This window comes from Limnobacter sp. SAORIC-580, assembly GCF_013004065.1.
In the GTDB taxonomy this organism is placed as follows: Bacteria; Pseudomonadota; Gammaproteobacteria; order Burkholderiales; family Burkholderiaceae_B; genus Limnobacter; species Limnobacter profundi.
This window is the reverse complement of record NZ_CP053084.1, coordinates 2,117,864-2,137,913: the sequence shown is the minus strand read 5'-3', so window position 1 is coordinate 2,137,913 and position 20,050 is coordinate 2,117,864. Positions and strand designations below refer to the sequence as shown.

The 20,050-nt window shown below is 51.7% G+C and carries 21 protein-coding genes; 6 read left to right on the top strand and 15 right to left on the bottom strand.

All coding sequences use genetic code 11. The features are described from left to right. The first annotated feature begins 35 nt into the window (after positions 1-35). The gene (locus HKT17_RS15610) at positions 36-950 is read left to right on the top strand and encodes a demethoxyubiquinone hydroxylase family protein (RefSeq protein WP_171099757.1); all 915 of its coding nucleotides are present in this window, start codon (positions 36-38) and stop codon (positions 948-950) included. 4 nt (positions 951-954) lie between these two features. Here HKT17_RS15610 and HKT17_RS09970 read toward each other — a convergent pair whose 3' ends face one another. After that, a complete protein-coding gene (locus HKT17_RS09970) occupies positions 955-2,118 on the bottom strand; it encodes an acyl-CoA desaturase (protein ID WP_240965765.1) in 1,164 nt (387 codons plus the stop codon). Between the two features lie 205 nt (positions 2,119-2,323). Next, complete coding sequence (locus HKT17_RS09965) at positions 2,324-3,223, bottom strand: recombination-associated protein RdgC (RefSeq protein WP_171099752.1); 900 nt, start codon at positions 3,221-3,223, stop codon at positions 2,324-2,326. 176 nt (positions 3,224-3,399) lie between these two features. On the opposite strand from HKT17_RS09965, the gene HKT17_RS09960 reads away from it, so the two are divergent. The 3 genes from HKT17_RS09960 to HKT17_RS09950 are packed head-to-tail and all read left to right on the top strand — an operon-like array spanning position 3,400 to position 5,077. Beyond that, on the top strand, positions 3,400-3,960 hold the full coding sequence (locus HKT17_RS09960) for a hypothetical protein (protein ID WP_171099750.1): 561 nt from the start codon (positions 3,400-3,402) through the stop codon (positions 3,958-3,960). Beyond that, positions 3,957-4,769 carry an ABC transporter substrate-binding protein gene (locus tag HKT17_RS09955; RefSeq protein ID WP_171099748.1) on the top strand — a complete coding sequence of 271 codons (813 nt, stop codon included), beginning with the start codon at positions 3,957-3,959 and terminating at the stop codon, positions 4,767-4,769. Before HKT17_RS09960 ends, HKT17_RS09955 begins: the two co-directional genes overlap by 4 nt. A gap of 50 nt (positions 4,770-4,819) precedes the next feature. Next, positions 4,820-5,077: a hypothetical protein gene (locus HKT17_RS09950; RefSeq protein WP_171099746.1), complete on the top strand. Its 258-nt coding sequence runs from the start codon at positions 4,820-4,822 to the stop codon at positions 5,075-5,077. On the opposite strand, the gene HKT17_RS09945 is transcribed toward HKT17_RS09950, so the two are convergent. From HKT17_RS09945 to ahr, 13 genes are all read right to left on the bottom strand, one after another. Continuing rightward, positions 5,074-5,688, bottom strand: coding sequence for a hypothetical protein (locus HKT17_RS09945; protein WP_171099744.1), 615 nt, complete (start codon positions 5,686-5,688; stop codon positions 5,074-5,076). The genes HKT17_RS09950 and HKT17_RS09945 overlap by 4 nt on opposite strands. Before the next feature lie 7 nt (positions 5,689-5,695). Then, positions 5,696-6,277 (bottom strand): hypothetical protein, encoded by a 582-nt coding sequence (locus HKT17_RS09940; RefSeq protein WP_105029473.1) that lies wholly within the window; start codon positions 6,275-6,277, stop codon positions 5,696-5,698. A 153-nt stretch (positions 6,278-6,430) separates the two neighbouring features. Next, on the bottom strand, positions 6,431-6,961 hold the full coding sequence (locus HKT17_RS09935) for a D-Ala-D-Ala carboxypeptidase family metallohydrolase (protein ID WP_171099742.1): 531 nt from the start codon (positions 6,959-6,961) through the stop codon (positions 6,431-6,433). 2 nt (positions 6,962-6,963) lie between these two features. Next, positions 6,964-7,968 carry a hypothetical protein gene (locus tag HKT17_RS09930; protein WP_171099740.1) on the bottom strand — a complete coding sequence of 335 codons (1,005 nt, stop codon included), beginning with the start codon at positions 7,966-7,968 and terminating at the stop codon, positions 6,964-6,966. A 69-nt stretch (positions 7,969-8,037) separates the two neighbouring features. Next, positions 8,038-8,586, bottom strand: coding sequence for a prepilin-type N-terminal cleavage/methylation domain-containing protein (locus tag HKT17_RS09925; RefSeq protein ID WP_171099738.1), 549 nt, complete (start codon positions 8,584-8,586; stop codon positions 8,038-8,040). 115 nt (positions 8,587-8,701) lie between these two features. Beyond that, a complete protein-coding gene (locus tag HKT17_RS09920; RefSeq protein WP_171099735.1) occupies positions 8,702-9,853 on the bottom strand; it encodes a type II secretion system F family protein in 1,152 nt (383 codons plus the stop codon). A 2-nt stretch (positions 9,854-9,855) separates the two neighbouring features. Next, positions 9,856-11,586 carry a GspE/PulE family protein gene (locus HKT17_RS09915; RefSeq protein ID WP_171099733.1) on the bottom strand — a complete coding sequence of 577 codons (1,731 nt, stop codon included), beginning with the start codon at positions 11,584-11,586 and terminating at the stop codon, positions 9,856-9,858. Positions 11,587-11,588: 2 nt separating this feature from the next. After that, positions 11,589-12,158 carry a hypothetical protein gene (locus HKT17_RS09910; RefSeq protein ID WP_171099731.1) on the bottom strand — a complete coding sequence of 190 codons (570 nt, stop codon included), beginning with the start codon at positions 12,156-12,158 and terminating at the stop codon, positions 11,589-11,591. Beyond that, positions 12,148-13,437 carry a type 4b pilus protein PilO2 gene (gene pilO2, locus HKT17_RS09905; protein WP_171099729.1) on the bottom strand — a complete coding sequence of 430 codons (1,290 nt, stop codon included), beginning with the start codon at positions 13,435-13,437 and terminating at the stop codon, positions 12,148-12,150. Before pilO2 ends, HKT17_RS09910 begins: the two co-directional genes overlap by 11 nt. 15 nt (positions 13,438-13,452) lie before the next feature. Further along, positions 13,453-15,216 (bottom strand): type II secretion system protein GspD, encoded by a 1,764-nt coding sequence (locus tag HKT17_RS09900; RefSeq protein WP_171099727.1) that lies wholly within the window; start codon positions 15,214-15,216, stop codon positions 13,453-13,455. A gap of 3 nt (positions 15,217-15,219) precedes the next feature. Next, on the bottom strand, positions 15,220-15,927 hold the full coding sequence (locus HKT17_RS09895) for a TcpQ domain-containing protein (RefSeq protein ID WP_171099725.1): 708 nt from the start codon (positions 15,925-15,927) through the stop codon (positions 15,220-15,222). A 146-nt stretch (positions 15,928-16,073) separates the two neighbouring features. Next, on the bottom strand, positions 16,074-16,550 hold the full coding sequence (locus HKT17_RS09890; RefSeq protein ID WP_008248912.1) for a hypothetical protein: 477 nt from the start codon (positions 16,548-16,550) through the stop codon (positions 16,074-16,076). A 374-nt stretch (positions 16,551-16,924) separates the two neighbouring features. After that, the gene (gene ahr, locus HKT17_RS09885) at positions 16,925-17,926 is read right to left on the bottom strand and encodes an NADPH-dependent aldehyde reductase Ahr (protein WP_171099723.1); all 1,002 of its coding nucleotides are present in this window, start codon (positions 17,924-17,926) and stop codon (positions 16,925-16,927) included. 184 nt (positions 17,927-18,110) lie between these two features. Here ahr and HKT17_RS09880 point away from each other — a divergent pair, with 184 nt between their 5' ends. Together HKT17_RS09880 and HKT17_RS09875 are read left to right on the top strand one after the other, a co-directional pair. Continuing rightward, a complete protein-coding gene (locus HKT17_RS09880) occupies positions 18,111-18,500 on the top strand; it encodes a PEGA domain-containing protein (protein ID WP_171099721.1) in 390 nt (129 codons plus the stop codon). A 205-nt stretch (positions 18,501-18,705) separates the two neighbouring features. After that, on the top strand, positions 18,706-20,049 hold the full coding sequence (locus HKT17_RS09875; protein WP_171099719.1) for a lipoprotein N-acyltransferase Lnb domain-containing protein: 1,344 nt from the start codon (positions 18,706-18,708) through the stop codon (positions 20,047-20,049). The last annotated feature ends 1 nt before the right edge of the window (position 20,050 follow it).

Genomic DNA, 20,050 nt, shown 5'->3' with positions numbered 1-20,050 from the left:
TTTCCCAAAGCAGTTTCAATCAAGGCAGTACGGTCATGGCAGTTAAAGACCCGCAAGTTGTAAACCAATCCCAATGTGTTGAAGTGTATTTCGACGGTTCATGCCCCATGTGCCGCCGTGAAATCGCGGTGTATCAAAACATCACGCCCGATCAGCCCATTGCCTGGGTGGATGTCTCCAAGCCTGACACGCCACTGCCCCAAGGGCAACCCAAAGAACAGCTCATGGCGCGTTTTCACACGCGCACGGCGCAAGGCGAATTGCTCAGTGGTGCTGCGGCTTTTGTGCATGTGTGGGCGCAGTTGCCGGGTTGGCGGGTGTTGGCATGGCTGGCCAAGGTACCGGGCATGTTGTGGGTCATGGAAAAGGCGTACAACGGCTTCTTGCCCGTTCGCCCTGCCATTCAACGCTTTATTTTGAAATTCGACACCAGCCATTTGCCGCCCACTTTGGTGGCTGACCTTCGCACTGACCACGCCGGTGAAACCGGGGCAGTGTGGATTTACAAAGGCATTTTGGCTGTTTCAAGAAACCCTGAAGTTCGCGCATTTGCCAGTGAACACCTGCAAACTGAGCAGCGCCATTTAAACGCCATGAACACGTTGCTGCCGGTATTTCGCCGAAGCTGGCTGTTGGTGCCCTGGCGCATTGCAGGCTTCCTCACCGGGGCTTTGCCAGCCTTGTTCGGGCCGGTTGCGGTGTACCGAACCATTGCTGCGGTGGAAACTTTTGTGAACTTGCACTATCAGGAACAAATCGAAAAGCTGACGGCTTTGGGAACCCACCAGGATTTGAAAGCGCAGTTGATTGAGTTTCAACTGGATGAATGCGCGCACCGCGACGAGGCCGCCGCAAAAACAACAAAGCCCGGCGGTTTAATCGCCAGGCTTTGGGTAAGTGCTGTTGGGTCAGGCTCCAAGGTTGCAGTCACCTTGGCGCGTTTTATCTAACTACTCAAGCAGCCAATGCAGGTTTTTGAACCTGGCGAACCAGTGCTTGCAAGCGCTTGCGCTGCAGGCGCATTTCAACTTCCATGGCTTTGAATTTGGCTTTGTAGGCCGCCAGGGTTTCGCCATTCTTGATGGCGTTTTTCGTGTCTTGGTACCAGGCTTCTTTCAGTTTCGCCCAGTCTTGCAAGGCCTTGCTGTAGTGCTCATATTCCTGCGCAAGGCGGGCTTTCATGGCTTCAACATGCGCATGCATTGCGGTGGGCTGTGCCTGCATTTTTTCTTCGGCACGCTTGAATTGCATCGCGATGCGCGCTTTTTCAATGGCGAACTTGTCGCAGCGCTTCAGGTTCTTGGTCAAGCCCACAAACGACAAACCAGCGATCAGCCATTTGGTGGGGTCGATGTGAAACCACTTGATGCCGTTGCGATAGTCGTATTGAAACAGGTGGTGGTAGTTGTGATAACCCTCACCGTACGTAAAAATCGCCAGGAAATCGTTGTCGCGCGCGGTGTTCTCGTCGGTGTAAGGGCGGCGGCCCCAAATGTGCGCCAGCGAATTGATGAAGAAGGTGGTTTGGTGGCACCACACCAGGCGCAGCAAACCGCCCAGCAGCATCACGCCCCACAAGTCGCCAACCAGGTAACCAATCAAGGCAGGGAACAGAAAGTTGATGCCCAAGGCCAGCGCCGTGTAGTGCTTGTGCTGGAACATCACCAGTGGGTCTTTCAGCAGGTCAGGCGAGTTGCTGAGGTCTTCTTTGCCGGATTCATATTTGCGAATCATCCAGCCCATGTGCGAGAACCAGAAGCCACGCTTGGCAGAATAGGGGTCGTGCTCGGTGTCGTCCACATGGCGGTGGTGCGTGCGGTGGCCCGAAGCCCAAATCAAAATGCTGTTTTGTACAGCCATGGTGCCGAAGAACATCAACACGAAGCGCACGGTCCAGTGGGCTTCGTAGGTGCGGTGTGCCCAAAGGCGGTGGTAACCGGCGGTAATCGAAATGCCATTCAGAATGGCCAACACCACAAATGACACCCAGGCAGCCGTGCTGTAGTCGTTGAACCAAGCGTAAGCGGGTACAAGAATGAGTGCAGCAATGGTGGTTCCGAACAGGGTGATTGCGCCGGGCCAGTGGATCGGGCTGTTGGGGTCAACTCGTGTGGTCATTGAAGATTGGTTTTTACCAGTTGGTTCAAAGGATGTGGGAATCATACTGATGATTTCGCTTCCGAAAAACCCAAATTTAAATATTTAATAATTGTTCTTGATTGTTGAGGTACAGCCGCAACGAAATCTTGAATTTCGTCGCGGCGAAAGTTAACACTTGTGCACTCAATATTTAAAAACTGTCAGCAAATTACCAAGTTGTTTGTTAATTCGCGCCAGTCAGCTCGCCACCCAGTACATTGATCAAACCAGGAATCAGTTTGCGCAGTTCACCGGTCATCAGGGCGAAGTCGGAGTCAAATGCGTCGTCGTCGGCACTGAGGGCGGCCTGTTCCTTAATCACATCCAAAGGCGCAACCCGTTTCACCTGCAGGTTTTCATGCAGCACAAAGGAAACTTTGTCAGCCCAGGTCATGGCCAGTTTGGTCACGTCCTTGCCACCTTTGATGTGCTTTGCAATTTCCTCAGACTCCAGCGAGTGCTTCACATAGCGCACAGTGGCGGCCTGTTCACCACGGCTTTTCAGCTCGCAGTCCTGGTCCACGGTAAAAGGGGGCGGGTTGTCGTTCTCGGCCAGCCAGGCGGTCATGGCCACGGTGGGCGATATTTTGGTTTTGACCAAAGCCATGGCCACGCCTTCCACGCTTTTCATCAGCATGCCGACCAGTTCATCGGCCTTGGCCGGGCTTGCAGCGTCAATCACCAGCCACTTGCCCTGCGGGTCTATCCATGCATTGATTCGGCTGCGAATGGCAAAAGCCCGTGGCAACAATTCGTCGGTCACGGCTTCCTTGATTTCCTTCATCTGCTTGCGGCCGGGCTTGTAGCCTTCGCGTTCTTCAATTTCCGCTGCGCGCGCTTTGGTGAATTGATTGATCACCGTGCTGGGCAACAGCTTTTTCTCCAAGCCCAATGAAATCAGCAACTGCTGGCCGCTTCGGTGCACAAAGGGTTCGCCCTCGGCCTTTGGGGCCACCCAACCGCGCGTTTGCAAGTCCATGCCACCGCAGGCTTGCAGGGCTTGTTTGGCCAGTTTGTCTTCCAGCGACTCGGGGGTTTCTTCCCATTTGGTAAGGCGAAAGATGAACAGGTTTTTAAACCACATGGCTTGGCTCGCTGAAATTGAAAAAGGGCTGGCAGTGTAACGCAAAAAACCAAGGTGCAGCCAGTCGGCTTGAGGGCTGCCAAAGCGTTGAACAAATTTTCACCAGCCTTTCTATTTGATAGTAGTATTTCGATACGCTGTCATCAAAATACTCACAACATAGTCTTCACAACCGAATGCGCCTTACGCCGTTTCGCTGGATTTGGGTTTTATTCCTGCTTCCCTGGGTGAGCAGTTGTACCACGCCGCCCCAACGCGATTTCGCCGACACCCTCAGCATGTTTGAAGAACTGCGCCAGCAGTACGATGTGCCGTATTCCCGCATGGGTTTCCAGAAAAGCCCCCTGTTTGCCTTTGCCAAAGGCAAAACCCAGATCGTGATTGACGAGGCTTTTTCCGAGGGGCTTAGCGACGCAGCACTGCGTTATGTTTTTGTGCATGAACTGGTGCACCTGAAATACGACGACCCTCGGCGTGGGTATGATTTGTTGAAACGCATTCACCAAACCAACGCCAAAGACACCGAACTGATGAACAATGCTTTCATGACGCTTTTGGGCGCCTATGGTCAAGACCCTGAATTTAAAGGCTTTCTTGATCAAGTTGAAACACGGGCCAACCACTATGCAGCACAGCATTTGATTGATCGTGGCGAAAACCCCTGCAAGGCCATTGCAGAAATTGAACAGTACACCGGTGCACGCTTTCGGTTTGGCACTGAAGACCTGTGCAAATGATCCAACTGCCCGAACGCATTGTTTGCCTCACCGAGGAAACCACCGAGTGGCTTTACCTGCTGGGTGAAGAACACCGGATTGTAGGTATTTCTGGCTACACTGTGCGCCCACGCAAAGCCCGCCTTGAAAAACCCAAGGTGAGTGCATTTTTGACTGCCAAGATTGATCAAATTTTGGCTTTGAACCCGGATTGCGTGTTTGGTTTTTCTGATTTGCAGGCCGACATTGCCAGTGCCTTGATTCGCCATGGCGTGCAGGTGACGGTGTTCAACCAACGTTCGGTGCCCGAGATATTCAGCATGATGTACCAGGTGGCCGCCATGGTGGGTGCGGCGGAAAAGGGCCTGCAACTGATTGCTGAAATTCAGGCGCAAGTGGAAGGCATACGCGCTCAAGCCAGCCTATGGCCTGTGCGCCCCAAGGTGTATTTTGAAGAATGGGACGAGCCGCCGATCAGCGCCATTCAATGGGTGAGCGAGCTGATTGGTATTGCCGGGGGCGACGATTGCTTTCCCGAGCTTGCCACGCAAAGCCTGGGCAAGAACCGTATTATTGCCGACAGCAGTGAAATTGTTCGCCGCAATCCTGACATCATTATTGGCTCTTGGTGCGGCAAAAAATTTCGCCCGGAAACCGTGGCGGCACGGGCAGGGTGGGGCAATGTGAGTGCAGTGAAGCACCAGCAAATTTTCGAGGTTAAATCGCCCTTGATTTTGCAGCCTGGGCCCGCAGCATTGACCGACGGCCTTGCTGCATTGCATGAAATTATTCGCCAGTGGCAAATTTTTCAGCGCAAGAATGGCTTGTAATTTTGTACAGAAGTTGTAATGTTAAATGCCAAGGTGTGAAGGAATGCAGCATGAACGGACTCAACCCCACAAGGCCAAGGCTTGCAACACGAATACTCGCGGTGATTTTTACCATGGTGGCGATACTGGTCATCAGCTTCTGCGCCGCAGTCATGTCGATTATTTACATGCATGCCGATGAAAACGGCATGGTTCCCCAGGCGTTTTCACTCAGCAATCAGCTGACCCAGCCCATCATCACCATATTGCCGCCTCAACAGGCTGGCCCCAACGCACCCAACCACAAAACACCCCAGTACCACATTTAAAAAACGATTTGCTCTGGGTGTGGGCCTATTTCATGTCGGTTGGGTTGAGCATCCAGAATTTTGACCCGATCGGGATCAAAGCTGGCAATGAAGTGGTGCTTGCCCTCGGGTGTGGTGGTAAAAGCCACTGGGTGAACCAGCACTGAGCACTGCAGCAGATCGAACACCACAGGCAAGTGCTCAGGGCATTCTGGCATGAAGCGAAAAGGCTTGCGCCAGTCTATTTCGCCCTCAGGCATTTTTTTAAAGGCGCTACACGCACGGTAAATGTCAGCCACTTCTGACACCACTTCTTTGGATACGCGCGACAAATTTACAAATTGCGTGCCACTTTCTTCACCCAGGTCTTCCAGGTGCACCACGCCCGGCTTGCGTGGCGTTTCAATGCCCACGGTAATGGTGGCTGTTGAAAAGTAATGACCTGCTTTTTGAGCTTGCGACAACAGTTCACCCAATGCCATGTAGGCATTGCGGTTGCCGTACAGTGCATTGAAGTAGTTCTTCGGCATGCGACCTGCCACGGGCAATTTGTAATCAGAAAGTTTCAACTGGCTGGGTGGGGCCTTGGGTCCGCTCCACACAGCAATCAGTTTGACCTCGGTGTAATCCATGTTTTGTTCATGACGCCATGTGTTTGTATTTAAGCGGGTACTTCTGGATCAACAACTTCACTGCGTCTATATCGTTTAGCGGTGGCACTTGGTTACGCGCCCGGTATTCCTGATGAACAATGTCCAGCCACAAATAACAAACTTCCGGTTCTTCCATGCCGCTGGCCAACATGTGGTGCAGCCTTTCCAGCACGATGCCCACTTGCGGTGTGGCATTGCCTGAACCGTTCAACCACCGGTAACCGGAACCTGCGCTACGGCCCAACAATTGACCAAAAGTGCTTTCGCTGACTTTGGTTTTTCCGAACACCCTTTGAAACATTTTGTAGGTGTCTTCCAGGCTGAGCTCATTGTTCAAAGGAACCAGCGACTCATGGGTTTCGTACAGCCTCAAAATTAAAGCAACCGTGGGATCGAGCGGTTCATCGCTAGAATTGCCCTCGGGTGGGCGAACAATTGAGTTAAATTTCGCCTGGGTACTGATACCGAACAAAGCGCACATTTTTGACACGGTTAGCCCGTATTTTTGCTTGAACAGGTTCAGGTAGGCACCTGTGCGTGGCTTGTTCTTGTTGTTAATTTGAGGCATGGCGCGTGATAAAGCAATCTCGTGGGTTAATGATGATACGGAATCAAGACTCTCAAATTGTAATTTGATCTAAAAATCATTATTTAACACAAATGGACAACGTATCATGTCGCTTTGTGGTTGACTTGAAGTGACTCAAGTTGATGAATTTAATCATTTTTTTGACCGCCATTGTGTGGCGTAGTCGCGAATATCGAAATGAACATGGCTTCTGTAAACACCAACCCCCCCGAATGCGGGGTACTGTAGGGTTTTAGCCAATTGATCAATATTCACACCAATGGGTTTGATGTCCATGGCGTAAAACTGTCCGCTCTCATCGGGCAAATGACGTGAATGTCGGGCTGCACCCTCGATGATGGAATTCGTGTGATGGGTCCGCAAACCCGAGGTTACTTCAAACACGGTGTAGGCGTGGTGTTCAGCCAAAACAATTTGAGCCCATGCTGCCAGTTGCAACATTTCAATATTGGGTACGCCCACCCGGTTGGCTCGAATATCGCGAAGCATCCAGGCGGCTGTGCGGTAACCTTCAGGCGTGCTGAAATCAATTTGAAAGCGATCCGGGCCGCGTTGAATGTCCAGCAAGGTGTAGCTGGGGGATTGCGTGGCCCAAGCCAGCTTGTCCAGGTGTGCAGTCAGCGAAATCGAACTTGCAGCAGCAATAAACTGGCGCCTGTTCATGATCAAGGCACCGCAGGTGGGGTGCAGGCCTGGTTACCGTTTTGGCAGCAGCTGCTGAGAATGGACAATTGCGCGGGCGGGTTGGCATTTGGGTTGTACACACAGCGAATGAAGGCACTGCCTCCGCCACCTGCGCCGCCGCCAGTGTCGGCATCAACCGCCACAAAGCGATAGCCCACTGGTGTGTCGTTAAAAATAACGGTGGTGCAGGAATTGCCACTGTTCACCCAGTTCAGGGTTCGGTTGCCTCGGCAAAAATCAACATCGGCAATCGGGTTACGCACATCGTATCGGGAGGCCAGTGCGCCTACGCGCACGCCGGGTATGCCCGCGGGTGTGTTGGCATCGGTCGTGCCATTGCCGTCAATATCCAGCGCCACAGTGAAGTTGCCGCCCGCGCTGGTGGCGGGGGTATCGGCTTGTAGAGTGGTGAATCCGTTGCCGCCCATGAAGCTCAGCATGTCGCCTGCAATGTCACTGTCGAATTCGCCAGCGGAGCCGTCTTGCCCACCAATTGTCACTGGTTGGTTCAGGGTGATGTAGCCTTCAATGCGGCAATTGTCTGCTGCCATAGAGCAGCCCGCTGGCAAAATTGAAAGGCGGGTAATGAATTGTCCATCCGATGCAGCAGGGCGGTTCACAAAGCTTGCAGGTAACAGGCCCACATCAATCAGGTTTTCAATGGTGGGCGTCAGTTTACTTCCTTCGTTGCCTGTAACCGGGGTTTCGGGAATCGTGACATCGGTGATGCCGTCGTTGTTCAAATCCACTTGTAAATCACCGGGGGCAGAAATGCCGCGCCGGTACAAGTCGGTGTAGGAATTCAATGCGTCGCCGACCTGGTTGAGTTGATCAGCCTGGATTTTCGCGACAGAGGATTTTGCAGAACGTGCTTGTTGCTGAACCACAGCGAAGGCAATGATGGCACTGATGATCAGCACCAGCGCCAGCTCGATGCTGAGAAAGCCTGTGTGCTTGGTGTTACGGTGTTTCAGTGAGTCAAGCATGGTAATTCGCCTTGATTCAAATGAACAAGGGGGCAGTGTTGCCCCCTTGCTGTGCTACATGAGATGTGATTAACGACGGCCGAAGGTGATTGCCAGATTTGCAACGACTTCAGGATCATTTCCGCATACCACGCCTGCGTTAGCGAGACTCATTTGACCGTTTGTCTCTAAATCCCACGTTCCGACTTCACCATTTGCAACGTTCGTTGCTGCAGATCCGACTGCGAGAACGATATCAGTACACTGATCGCCTTCAACGCCGTTCCACGTAAGTATTGCCTCGTTTACAGCGTCAGTTCCCTCGGTGAGATTGATAGCCTGACCATAACTATTTAATTGACCGATTTCTTGCAGAATACCTAGAGTTGCAGCCAGTTCTGCTGTGAGTCCAGTGTATCCGGCAGCCCCACCATTGATACCAACCTTCTGCTTGGTCTCGCTGACGATTTCCGTAATCTGCTTGATGTTGTCTTGAACTTCGGTACGGCGTGCATTGTTCTGAAATGCGATAAAGGCTGCGGCAGCAACAATCGCTGCAATGATCAGGCCGATTGATACTTCAATCAGGGTAATACCGCTTTGTTTGCGGCGGGCATTCAGTGTGTGCGATGTAATCATTTTTGATTCCTCTCCGAAGGGAAATTGTGTAGTACATGTTGGCCCAAGCATTCCGTATATATACCAACAGACGGATTGATTGTAGATCAATCAGTTGTGGTGTCAAGCACTTATTTCAACGCATGCGTTGCATTCTTTTCACAGGGTCCAGTTCCTCGGTCATGCTTTGGCTGATCGACAATTGCCCCACGTACAAAAACACCACCACAGCCGCAGCAACACTCAATAACACGGCATTCAAACCCTTGGCGGTGTTGCCAATTTCATTGCGAATGTCTTCACCACCTTCGGTGCCCAGTTGAATCAGAATCTTGTCGAACTGTGGGTTGTTGCGAATGGTGGTGGCCAGGCGGGCCAGCAGTTTCGGGCTCATCAGCCCTTTGCTAAAGGCAGGTATGTAATCAGTAGGGGCCACATTTAAGTGGTTCATGATCTTTTTCAAATGCCAGCGCATCCAGGGGTCGGCATTGCGTTTCAGTGTGTCCAGTGCCGACGACAAAGTGGCTCCACTTTTCAATAGCACCGCGAGCGAGGTGACCAGAAGGCTGACCTGAAAGTCGCGATAAATCGACAGCGGCAGCAAGAACGGCGCCACTGGAAACAGCAAGAAGCCCCAGCCCTGCGGCACTTGCTCCAATTGGCTTCGCAAATTGCCTTTCCAGCGGGGCAGGGCATAAGTAAATGCGGCGATAGCACCAATAACACTGGCCACAATCAAACCGCCATGAGAAGCCACAATTTCCGACACGATTCGCACCGACATATTGAACGGTGTCCACACTTCAGGCGGTGCCACTTTCACAATAATTGGAATGGACTGCGTGGCCAGCACGTAGCTGAAACCTGCCACACCGGGTATCAACACCATGGGCGGGAAAATGGCCTTCCAGATCACGCTTTTGGCTTCTTTTTGCGATTTGATCGCTGCGGCCAATGCACGCAAGGTGCCCGGTTTGTCTTTGGCTTCGTCCACGGCGGCCAGCATCATGCGGTCGTTTTGTGGCATTACGGTGCCCAGAATTTGGCTAATCAGAAAGTCGTCGCCCAAACTCAGTTTACGAACCATCAGCTTCAAGGCCGCTTCCCGGCTGCTGTTGCGTGTTCGCTTGTGGCGGGCAATTTTCAGTTCTTCTTCCAGAAAGGTTTTGAACTGTTCTTTGTTTTCAATCGACTTGGCGAGCTGTTCGTAAAATGCTTCGCGCTTGCCGCGAAAGTCCATCAAGTTGATGGCATTGAAAAAGTTGCTGAGTTTCTTTTTGAATGTCATGTTCAGGTGTAAGCCGCAGTTTCGGCGCGGTCGGCGTCGTTCATGATTTCGAAACGGTCAAAGCTGTCAAAGCGTTCGCAGTGGCGCGGGTCCACTTCGCCCAGCAATGCCTTGTACAAGGTGTGTTCAAACACTGTTTTTCCGTCCATGTTCGCTGATCGGAAATTGCCATCCGATTTTGAACGGTAGTACATCATCGCTTCGTAGTCTTTGCCTTGGCGAATCAGGTTCAGCCACTTCCGGTCGGGGGTCAGAATTTCAGCCACCACGCTCAAGCCCGCAGTGCCGCGGTGTTTGCATTTGGGGCAGCCGCCTTGTTTTTTAAAGTAGAACAGGTCGCGCCCCAGTTCAAAGCGTGTTTCCAGTGTGTCGAGCAGCTCAAATACATGCTCTGAATCGGGCATGCCCTGTTGGTACAGGCGGCCACCAATTTTGCAGTGTGGGCACAGCTTGGGTACCAAGGCCTGGTACACCAGCAATGTCAAAATATTGGGGTTGGTCAGCACGTCGCGACTCATGCCAATTTCTTCGTTGGTTAGGCGCGGCACAATGCCGGAAATCAAATGCGCATGCACCGTACCGCAAGCCATGTGGCCTGTTTCAACAATTTGCTGCGCTGAAATTGCAGTGGCCGGGTCGCGAATTTCACCCATCAACACGCAGCCCGGGTCGGCACGCATAAGGCCTGCAACCACTTCGGCGTATTTGGCGGCTGAGCCTTTGCGGTCAAGCAAATCACGCTGAATCGGAATTTGGTGCACGCCTCGCAATGGGTATTCCACCGGGTCTTCAATCGAGTAAAACGCATCTGTACCGTTGCCGGGGTGCGTTTCAATGAAAGTTTTCAGCGTGGTGGTTTTGCCTGAACCTGTAACACCCGCAAAAATAATGGTACCAGAGGGTGTATTGGACGCACTCTTTAACTGCTTCATGTGCGAAGGGGCATAACCCAATTGCTCATAGCTGAGAGTGGGTGCATCAATGTCAACGTATAGCAAGCGGCACACCACTTTGATACCGGCCCAACCTCGCATGGATTGATAGCGCATGGCTACACGTTTGCCACCCACTTCGCGGGCGGCGATCATGCAGTACAGGTTTTCGCCCACCGAGAATTGACTGTTGCTGTTCGACCCCTTGCCCGATGCATTGTTGTAGGCCCAAGCTACGGCACGCTCTGCTTGCAGCGGGGTGTACACGCCGCCTTGCTGGTCACGCAAAAATTCAAGTTCACCATCCACGCGCAGTTTCACTTCCGCAATGTTGTTGATCACTTGTACGTGAATGTCGGTTGCGCGTTCCTGCACAGCCAAAGCCACCCAGGATTCAAAAATTTCTTTGGCTTTGGACTGCGCTACAGCCGGGTCTTCTTCGCCTTCGGTACTGTCGATTTTGGTTCGGGAGTTCTCGATCAAGTGCTCGATTACGCCACCACCACAACCAATTTCGGGTCGCTCAAACGTGAATTTCTCGGCAATCAGTTTGCCGCGCAGGTGTGAAATGAAAGGGCGAATCTGCGCGAGTTTTTCCGCATCATACAAAATGATCGCGCGCTTCACACCAGTTTCAATGGCACACACATGTTTTTCAACTGCAGCGGGTAGCTTCAGCAAAGCCCCCGCACTGCCGTCGGTCAGCACGCGCGAAAACGCGGGCAATTCACTGAGTTTTTCAACTTTCAGCGCTTTGTCCGCTTGCGTGGCCAACACATTCAGTGCCAGGTCTCTTTTCATGATCAAAACCTCACTTGCGCACCCACGGAGACATGCTGCGTGTTGCCGTTGCTTGCGACCAATTCCAGTCCGTTCTGTGTGATTCGCCTGATATTGAATTTGCCTAGTTGTTCGCCTTCGCGAAGCGTACGTACGCTTCGACCTGCTGTTTGAATTTCAGCGGTCATTGCACCTGTTGTGCCATACACGCCGAGTACTGTGTTGGCTGAAACTGCAGATGCTGCCTTGCTGGTGGCTCGCACTGGGGCTGCTGTGGCTTTGCTTGGCGCAACTGCTGCGGGTGTGGGTGTTGCCAATGGTTTACTTGCCGTGCTTGTTACACTGCCACCAATTTTCAGCGCCGCTTGTAATTCTTCCCGCATGGCTTGCTCTTCTTGCAGTCTTTGAATTTCAGCCAGTGTCTTGATGTTCAAAGGCACTGTTACCCCATTGAGCTTGATGTTCTCAACCGGTGTCACTGCGGTTTTGTTCTCGGCCTTGGCTTCAACTTTGGGTGTTGCATTTTCCTGCGCATGCAGGCTGCTCAATGCCAATGTCGCCAGCAGGCCGCCCAGTAAATATTTAGTACGCATACAGTGCTCCCTTCAATGTCACCATCACGGCGGCATCCAGGTTTTTGGGTTCAATCTTCATGGAAATCTGATTCCAGTAAATTCCGGAAGGGTATCGATCGAGAAAGTCTTTCATGAGGGTCAGGCTGCCCGTCACCTCAGTTGCATGCCGGTTCACCGACACATTGGGTGGAATGCTCTTGAAGCCAGTGGGCCAGGTTTGGCCTTGGGTGTCGACCTTGAACTGAATGCCCGCTTTTTGCCAAGCCTGTTGTTCCAGGTAAAGCAGCTCGCTGGCTTCCTGTTTTTTGGGCAAATCCTGCAACTGCTGAATGCCCCGGGAGGCCATGTCGTATGAAAACGAAAACTTCAGTTTGTTGACGTCTTTGGGGTCGGGGCTGCTTTGCTGGTTGTTCAAAAAGCTCACCAACTCTTGCGTGTAGCCGCCTTGCGATTGCCATTCACTGCTGCACTTGCCCAGGTTGCACTGAATGCTTTCCAATAGCCAGCCTCGCGCCATGAAAGGTTGCTCGCTCAACAGGTTCAGCATTTCAATTACATCGGTATTGGCCAGCCCCACATTGCGCTGATCGGTCGCCAGTTTTTTCAAATATTGCGGGGTTTGTATGCTTGACTGCGCCTGCTTCATGCGCGCTTCACGTGCGCTGGCTTCCAGGTATTCGTTGCCGCCATACACGCCACCAGCCAGCAGAAGCACCACGGCAAGCATCGCCGAGGCTTTGATCAAATCGGTGGGTAAACCAATCAGCGCATGTTTGTTGCTGAAGCTGCCCAAGCGCGCTGCAATGTCCAGGGGCAGGGCACTCGGAAACAGCTCTGGGGCGTTGCTGTAAACATGGTATTCCGAACTTTCGATTGACCCATTGGTGTAAGTGTTCACAGTGCTGACTACCTCGGCATCGCTGCCGATGATGTCCATGGTGGGCGCACCCTGTTCAATCACCATCAAGGCCATTTGGCCTTTCTTGCTTCCTTCCTCTATGCGAATGGCATAGATGGCGTGTTCCTGCTCATTCTGTGTGGCCAACATGGCCGCCAGGCTGTACACCTGCCCGGTGCGTTCTTCATCCGAGATATCAGGATCGTAGTTATAAAGACCCAGGTATTCGTTCTGATGGCCCTTGAGCAAAATATGCTTGGTGGCATCAATGCGGTCGGCATACTCCCGAATATCGGCAATGCGTTTGCTGTAGCTTGAGCGTGCCAGTGGCTGCCAGTTCAAGCCGGCAATGTAGGCTTTTTTCCCCAGCTGATGAACTACTGCAGATTGCTCAGCCATGGCGCATCTCCATGCTTACAGCACCACCGCGCGAACCAGAACGATGAAGTTCTCTCGCATGGTGGACAGGTTGCGCGAACCACCGGCCAGCAATGGTGCCTGCTCGGTCAGCTTGCGCTCGGTGAAACCGGATACATCGCGTGACAGACCTGTGATGGCCATCACTTCACCTGGGCGAAGTGCGATGGTGTACTGGTCAGAAATGCTGCTGGTGTTGGGCGTTTGAACCCGTTGCAGGGTTTCGCCAGAGCCAGTGGTAATTTCCAGCAGGCTGGTGAGGTCAGACAAGCTGATGCCCATTTTCAGCATGATGGTGTTGTTGTCCAGAATAAACGGCATGGCCGCAAACTGGTCACCAGTTGTAATTTCATCGGTGGTCAAGCCGGGTACACCTGTGCCGCCACCCAGAGCACCTGAGGAGGCGGGTTTCGTTTCCGACAAATAACCCGTGGTAGTCAGCCTTGCTTTGCGTGCCCACTGCCTGTTCAATGCCACCAGGGAAATGGGGCGGTGTTGAACATTGTCGCCAATTTCATTTAAAGCTTGCACAATGGCCGAGCTGGCACCAAAGCGTTGATTGGTAGGGCTGTTAGGCGGGTTTTGTCCGGGAATGAAACCTTGCAAGGCTTCCGGAATGGTCAGTGCAATCAAACCTGCTTCAGGGGCCACCAGCGATTCGGGCGACAACACGCCAATGCCGTAGCGCTGAGAAAGGCTTCTGAAAAAAACATCCCAGTTCACGCCCTGTTGGTCGTCTTTCTTGGACATGACCGAGTAAATATCAAGCTGTACATGCACCTGTTTCAGCATGTTTGCATTTTCGGCGCGGATCATGTCGCGCACCTGGGTTTGCATGTCGCGGCTTGTTTTAACCATCACTCGGCCAGTGCCTTCGGCTACGATCACTTCGGAACCGGGCACCGAGGCCACCATGCGGTTGATCACTTCCAGTATGCTGGCCTGGCCGTCAATTTTCCCTTTCTCGGACACGCTCAAATTCGAATTGCTTTGCACTTCATTGCCCCGCACCCGGCCTTGCGTGCCGCTGCTCATGGCGTATTCATAGCCATTGGGGAAAGAGGCCAGCTCATACATGGCTGTGGTGTAACGCATGATGACAATTGAGTTGTCGCGGTACTCCCAGGACAAGCTCAGTTTGTCGGTGGTGTTGTTCAAAAAATCAATCAGTGTACCGTCCCAGTTCATCGCCACGGCACCCACGGTGGTGCGGGGCGCCAGGGCCACACTGTCCACTGCGACTGGCGTGGATACCGGTGGTGCCGCCTCGGTAGGGGCGCTTACTGGTGGTAACTGGCGTGCGCCACGGCGGGGTTCGGCGCTGACTGGTGTGTTGAATACGTCTTGCTGAATGCGCACAGGAATGCCGACCATTTGGGTCAGGCGGGCTGCCACTGTATTCAAATCCACAGGGCGGCCTTTGTCCGCGAAATTCATTTTGTAGGTTTCATGAAAAATCGCGGGCAACTTGTCGTCGTCATTCACATGCACGAAGGTGCCGCCAATCCAGCTTTTGCTGGCGCGTTTCAGCACCTTCGCATTTTGTTGTTGCTTGGCTTGTTCTTCGGCGTATTGCCGACCACCACGAAAGGAACCGTTGGTTTGCAAGCTGGTGTTCACCTGCTCAACTTTGCGCAAACCGTTGTCATTGTCGGCCTGTACTTCAGCCTTGATCTGTGGGCCTGTGCAAGCTGCTGTTCCAAGGCTTAGCAATGCTGCAACAGCAGTGCATACCAGTGTTCTGTTCAGTGGTGTCTTCATGTTTTATCGGCACTCTTCTTTTTGATCGCCCAAGCGGGTAATTCGCAGCAATGGCGGCTCGTTGTTGTAAACACAGGCTTCCAAGGGGTATTCGCTGTTCTTGATTCCGGGTGTTTCAAGCACTTGTTCTACTGCATATTCAAAGGTGCCCGAGAAGGTGGTGCCGGCTGCAATCATCACGTAACGGTCGGCATCCCAGCGAAATGTGTAACCCGCTTCCTTGGCCCAACGGCGAATGGCTTTGTCCAGCCTGCCGTCTTCAACCCGCAATTCCCATTGAATGGCACGCGGTGTCACCACCAGCCTTGCGCTCTCCTGTTTCACCGGCAGGGCAGCCAATTGCTCGGCTTCCCGAATCACTTTGGGCGGCAGGTCAACAATGAATACGTCGGAGGAGGGGGCTTGCATGGCCAGCTGTATGTTGCTGGGTTTGTTTGAAGTGGCGCTTGGGGATTTGGGTTCGAGGTTGGGCTGAGCAACTGCTACGAAGCTTCGGGCTTGCGGCAGGGGGTCTGGGGCGCTGTGCCTGGCCAGCTCAACATTGCGCGATAGCAACTCATCAGCGAAATAAGGAAGGTGGTCCTCATGTTTCTCGGCCACCATGGCAGGTGTGGGTGCCTCCATCACAACTGTGGCGCCTGTCTCCCCACTCGTTTCCCCGGTTGTATTCCATGCCATCAACACAATGGCTAGACCAAGAGCAAATTCCATATTCGTTTTACCTTCTTCGTATGGATCGGTTTTCAGCGAGTTTGCAAATTTTATAAATTCGAATATATATCAATATACGAAATATTTTCTTTTGCAGCAATCCCAAATTTTTTCTGCTGCGTCAGGGGGTTTTTGTCAGAGGCAAATCAATCTTGATAAATCGCGTCAAGCCATTGATTGCCTTCATGCGGGCTGTAATGAACCAAAAGGTAAGCCGCAGTTTCCAGCACAGCCAGACTGCAGGCCTGTGCTTCATCGAATGCTTCTTGATTGATGGCGTCGTATTCGTGGATACACACTTTCAACAGTTCACCAATTAGTCGAGGCGTGGACTCAATGGTTTTTACTTTGGGACGTAGCTCTGAATAGGCTTTCATCAGGCCGCGAAAGTAATGCCAGGTTGTTCCTTCTGTTTCAGCCAGACCTTGCAGAATAAATGGCAAGCTCAGGTTGAGTAGGCCCGTGTCTTCAATGTGCGCGGCCAATTCGCTGTATTCACAGTCGCATGGATCAACCGGGTGATTTGCCCTGAAATAAGCGATATTGTTTGTAATCGAGTTGCCAGAGGACAGCCCTGCAAGCATGGCAGAAGTACTCTCGAATGGCTTTGTTTGTGCGACCATATTTTTATTGTTCACTCGTTGAGTTAATGAATACTTGCTCGAATTTATTGCGCGAACAAGTGTTGACTGAACAAATGTTTGAAAAAAATCACATTTTTTGTCATTTCATGTAACAGTACCTACAAAAATTGCGACAAATTCTAAGTATCCACATGAGGTGATCATCAAAGATCCATGATTTATAAAGGGTTTAATTTCCCTCTATGTTTCATTCACGTGATAAGTTTGTTGCAAATTCCTGCAGTCCTCTCTGAGCTTTTTTCGGTCTTTCGCCGTTTCTTGGTGTATTCAGAACCCTCCCACCCAGATTCCTCTTAATGTTCAACTAAATCAATCACATCAAAGGGTGGGGGTGGGGGGTGAGAAGGGGGGTGTTATCGCGACAACACCACTCTAAAGCGGGGGCTACTATTGCGTACTTTGTCCACAGCCTCGTTGATTTGGTCAAAACTGTAGGTTTCTACGATGGGTTGAATATTGTGCAGGGCTGCGAATTTGAGCATGTCGGCGATTACGCGCGGGCTGCCCACAGGCGAAGACGAAATGGAACGTTGTTGCCCCATCAAGCCAAACACACCAATGTCCAAAGGCTCCAGCACGGCACCCAGAAAGTGCAGGCGGCCTTTGGGAGCCAAGGTGGCAATGTAGGCGTTCCAGTCAAGCTTCACGTTCACGGTCGACAAAATAAGGTCGAATGAGCCAGCCGCTTTCTTCAAGGCATCGGGGTCTTTGCTGTTCAGCACGTGGTGTGCACCCATGCCCAGCAATTCGTCGGTTTTAGAGGCGTTGCTGCTGAATGCGGTGACCTCGCAGCCCCAGGCTTTCAGGAACATGACCGCCATGTGGCCCAAGCCGCCCACGCCGATCACCGCGACTTTGCTTTGCGGTGAAATATTGAATTGCACCAACGGGTTGTAAACGGTAATGCCACCACACAGCAGCGGGCCTGCAGTAGCAGGGTTGACACCTGCGGGAATTTTCACGGCACTGACAGCTTGCGCGCGCACCTTGTCAGCGAACCCGCCATGGCGACCAACAATAGTGCCTTTGGCGGTGCTGCACAGGTTGTGGTCGCCGCCCATGCACATACGGCAACTTTCGCAGTAGCCTGAATGCCAGCCCAAACCCACCACATCACCAATGGCCAGGTGGCTGACATGGCTGCCCACTTGGCTTACCCGACCAATAATTTCGTGGCCTGCCACCATGGGGTATTTGGCACGGCCCCAGTCGTTGTCAAGCATGCTGACATCGCTGTGGCAAATGCCGCAGTGGTCCACATCGATCTCGATGTCAAATGCGTTCAATTCACCCGGATCGTATTGAAAGGGTTTCAACGGGCCTTTGGCCTCGAAAGCTGCGTATGCGTTGATCATGGCTAATTCCATTGAGGGACTAAAAAAAGGGGGGGTGTATGTTTTCTTATTTACTTTGATTTTGGATACCAATAGTATCCCTCGTCCGTTCTCGGTAAGGTTATTAAAAAAACTTTAGATATTGTTGAACGGAAATCACTTCCTGCTCGGGAAGATTAATATTAAATCTAACAAGGTATAAAACATGAATAAAATTCTTGCTCGCGCTGTACTCGGCGCTGCGGTATTGGGTGCCACTGGCTGTGCATCAATCATGTCTGGCAAAGACCAGCAAATTTCCGTGAACTCAAATGTAAGAGGTGCCACAGTCCTTATTAATGGCGCCGAAGTGGGTAAAACACCATTTATCGGAAAAGTCAGCAAGCCTAAAGGTGCAGAGGGCAATGTCATTACCTTGCGTGCAGAAGGTTACGAAGAGAAAACAGTTGCTGTCGAAACCAGTATTGAACCCACCTTTTGGGTGAATTTGTTGAGCGGTGGTCCCTTTGGCTCCACGACTGATTATAGCTCTGGCGCGATGTACAAATTGGGCGATGGCAATTTCAATATTGACCTGACCAAGTCGGGAAAGTAATTACGAGCGATTGTATCCCGGGCGTCAATGCATGGATCTTGATGCATTTTTCACGACTTGCCCGGGAGTGGTCTGTTGGTCACGGACCTTACCTTAGGTCACTTTACAAGAAGACCCGAAAGCCCGAACAGACCTTTGACGAATGGCTCGTCTTCAAAAGGGCACTCATCGAAGATTACTCACCTGCAACACTTTTCGATTTTGCATGTTTGCTTTCCTACTAGCCGGTTTCAGGCTATTGCAACTACAGAGTTTGGTTTTGCTTCTCTTGGGCGTCAGCCCAGTATTGGCCGGCGGAATTGATGATTATCCCAAGGCCAGTATTGCGTTTTCAGCAGCAAACTTGAATGATCCAGAAAGTGTTTTCGGACATGTGTTCATCGTATTTCATCACGCGACCCAACCTGAACCCGACGATCCGGTTGTTGAGTTTTACGGCAACTTGAAAGACATCGACTTTGCGATGATAAAAACCGTGGTTAGCACGGTGCCCGGGCATTACAAAATATCAACCTACTCTGACAAGCTGAGACTTTACGATCAAGAGGGAAGGGATGTTTACATCCGTCCTTTGAGACATGAGATTTCAATTCAGGAACTCAAGGTTCGGGTGAACGAGTCATTGGGACAACTCTTTGATTACGATTTTTTGAATATCAACTGTGCCTACTACATCGAGTTGCTTCTTACGCAGTTCCAGAAAGGTTTACGTGAGAACTGGCGTATTCGACAACCTCTCGATGTTTATTTGAATTATGGAGACCGAGAGGGCGAGTTTGTTGTGAAGTCAGCAGACCGTTTGTTTGCAGAGTTCAAGTCTGTGCCGCAAGCGCAGGCCAATAAAAAGGACGGTTTTGAGTATTTCAGAGCCAACAAAGCCTTGGTGGATTTCAGCGTACATTCAGATCTGGATCGGGCTGCCAAGCTGGTGATGTATAACCGCGAACCTTCTTCGGGAGTTGCGGCGCCAAGTGCACCAGTATCACGGGGCAAGTTGCAGTTTGACGGATCTTCTCGAGTGTTGGATATTTCTTACCTGGCTTTTACTTCAGAGAATTCCTGGCTGAATGATCCCTTGCCCAAACCCAGCAGACTAGAAGTTGCCAAGGTTAGGGCCCGTTGCTTGCGGCAAGAGGATACCGATTGCGTTTTTGGTGTGACGTTTTTCGACAATCGAACTTTGCCTGCGGATGGTTGGGGAAAGTCCAAGATTTTGGCGAGTGGTATTCGATGGGACCACGGAGCGAAAGCCAATTTGCAGATCGGTTTGGGAGGTGGTTTTGGCCGAGTGCTCGACTTGCCCTTGTGGCTCGGGATCGTGCCGGTCACGCAAGTAGATACGGAGCATGGCGGCACAGTGGGTTTGACGGCATCTCTATTGCATATCTCTACTGCTTTTCGAACTCACTTACAATTGGACTCCAATCCGAGACATAATCCATTAGATAAAAAACAAATCAATTTTTCGGTTACGCATCAAGTCACTGGTTTTTCCTTTCAATGGAGCGATATTGATCGGGGGGTGCTTGGCTACCGATTGATTTTCTAGG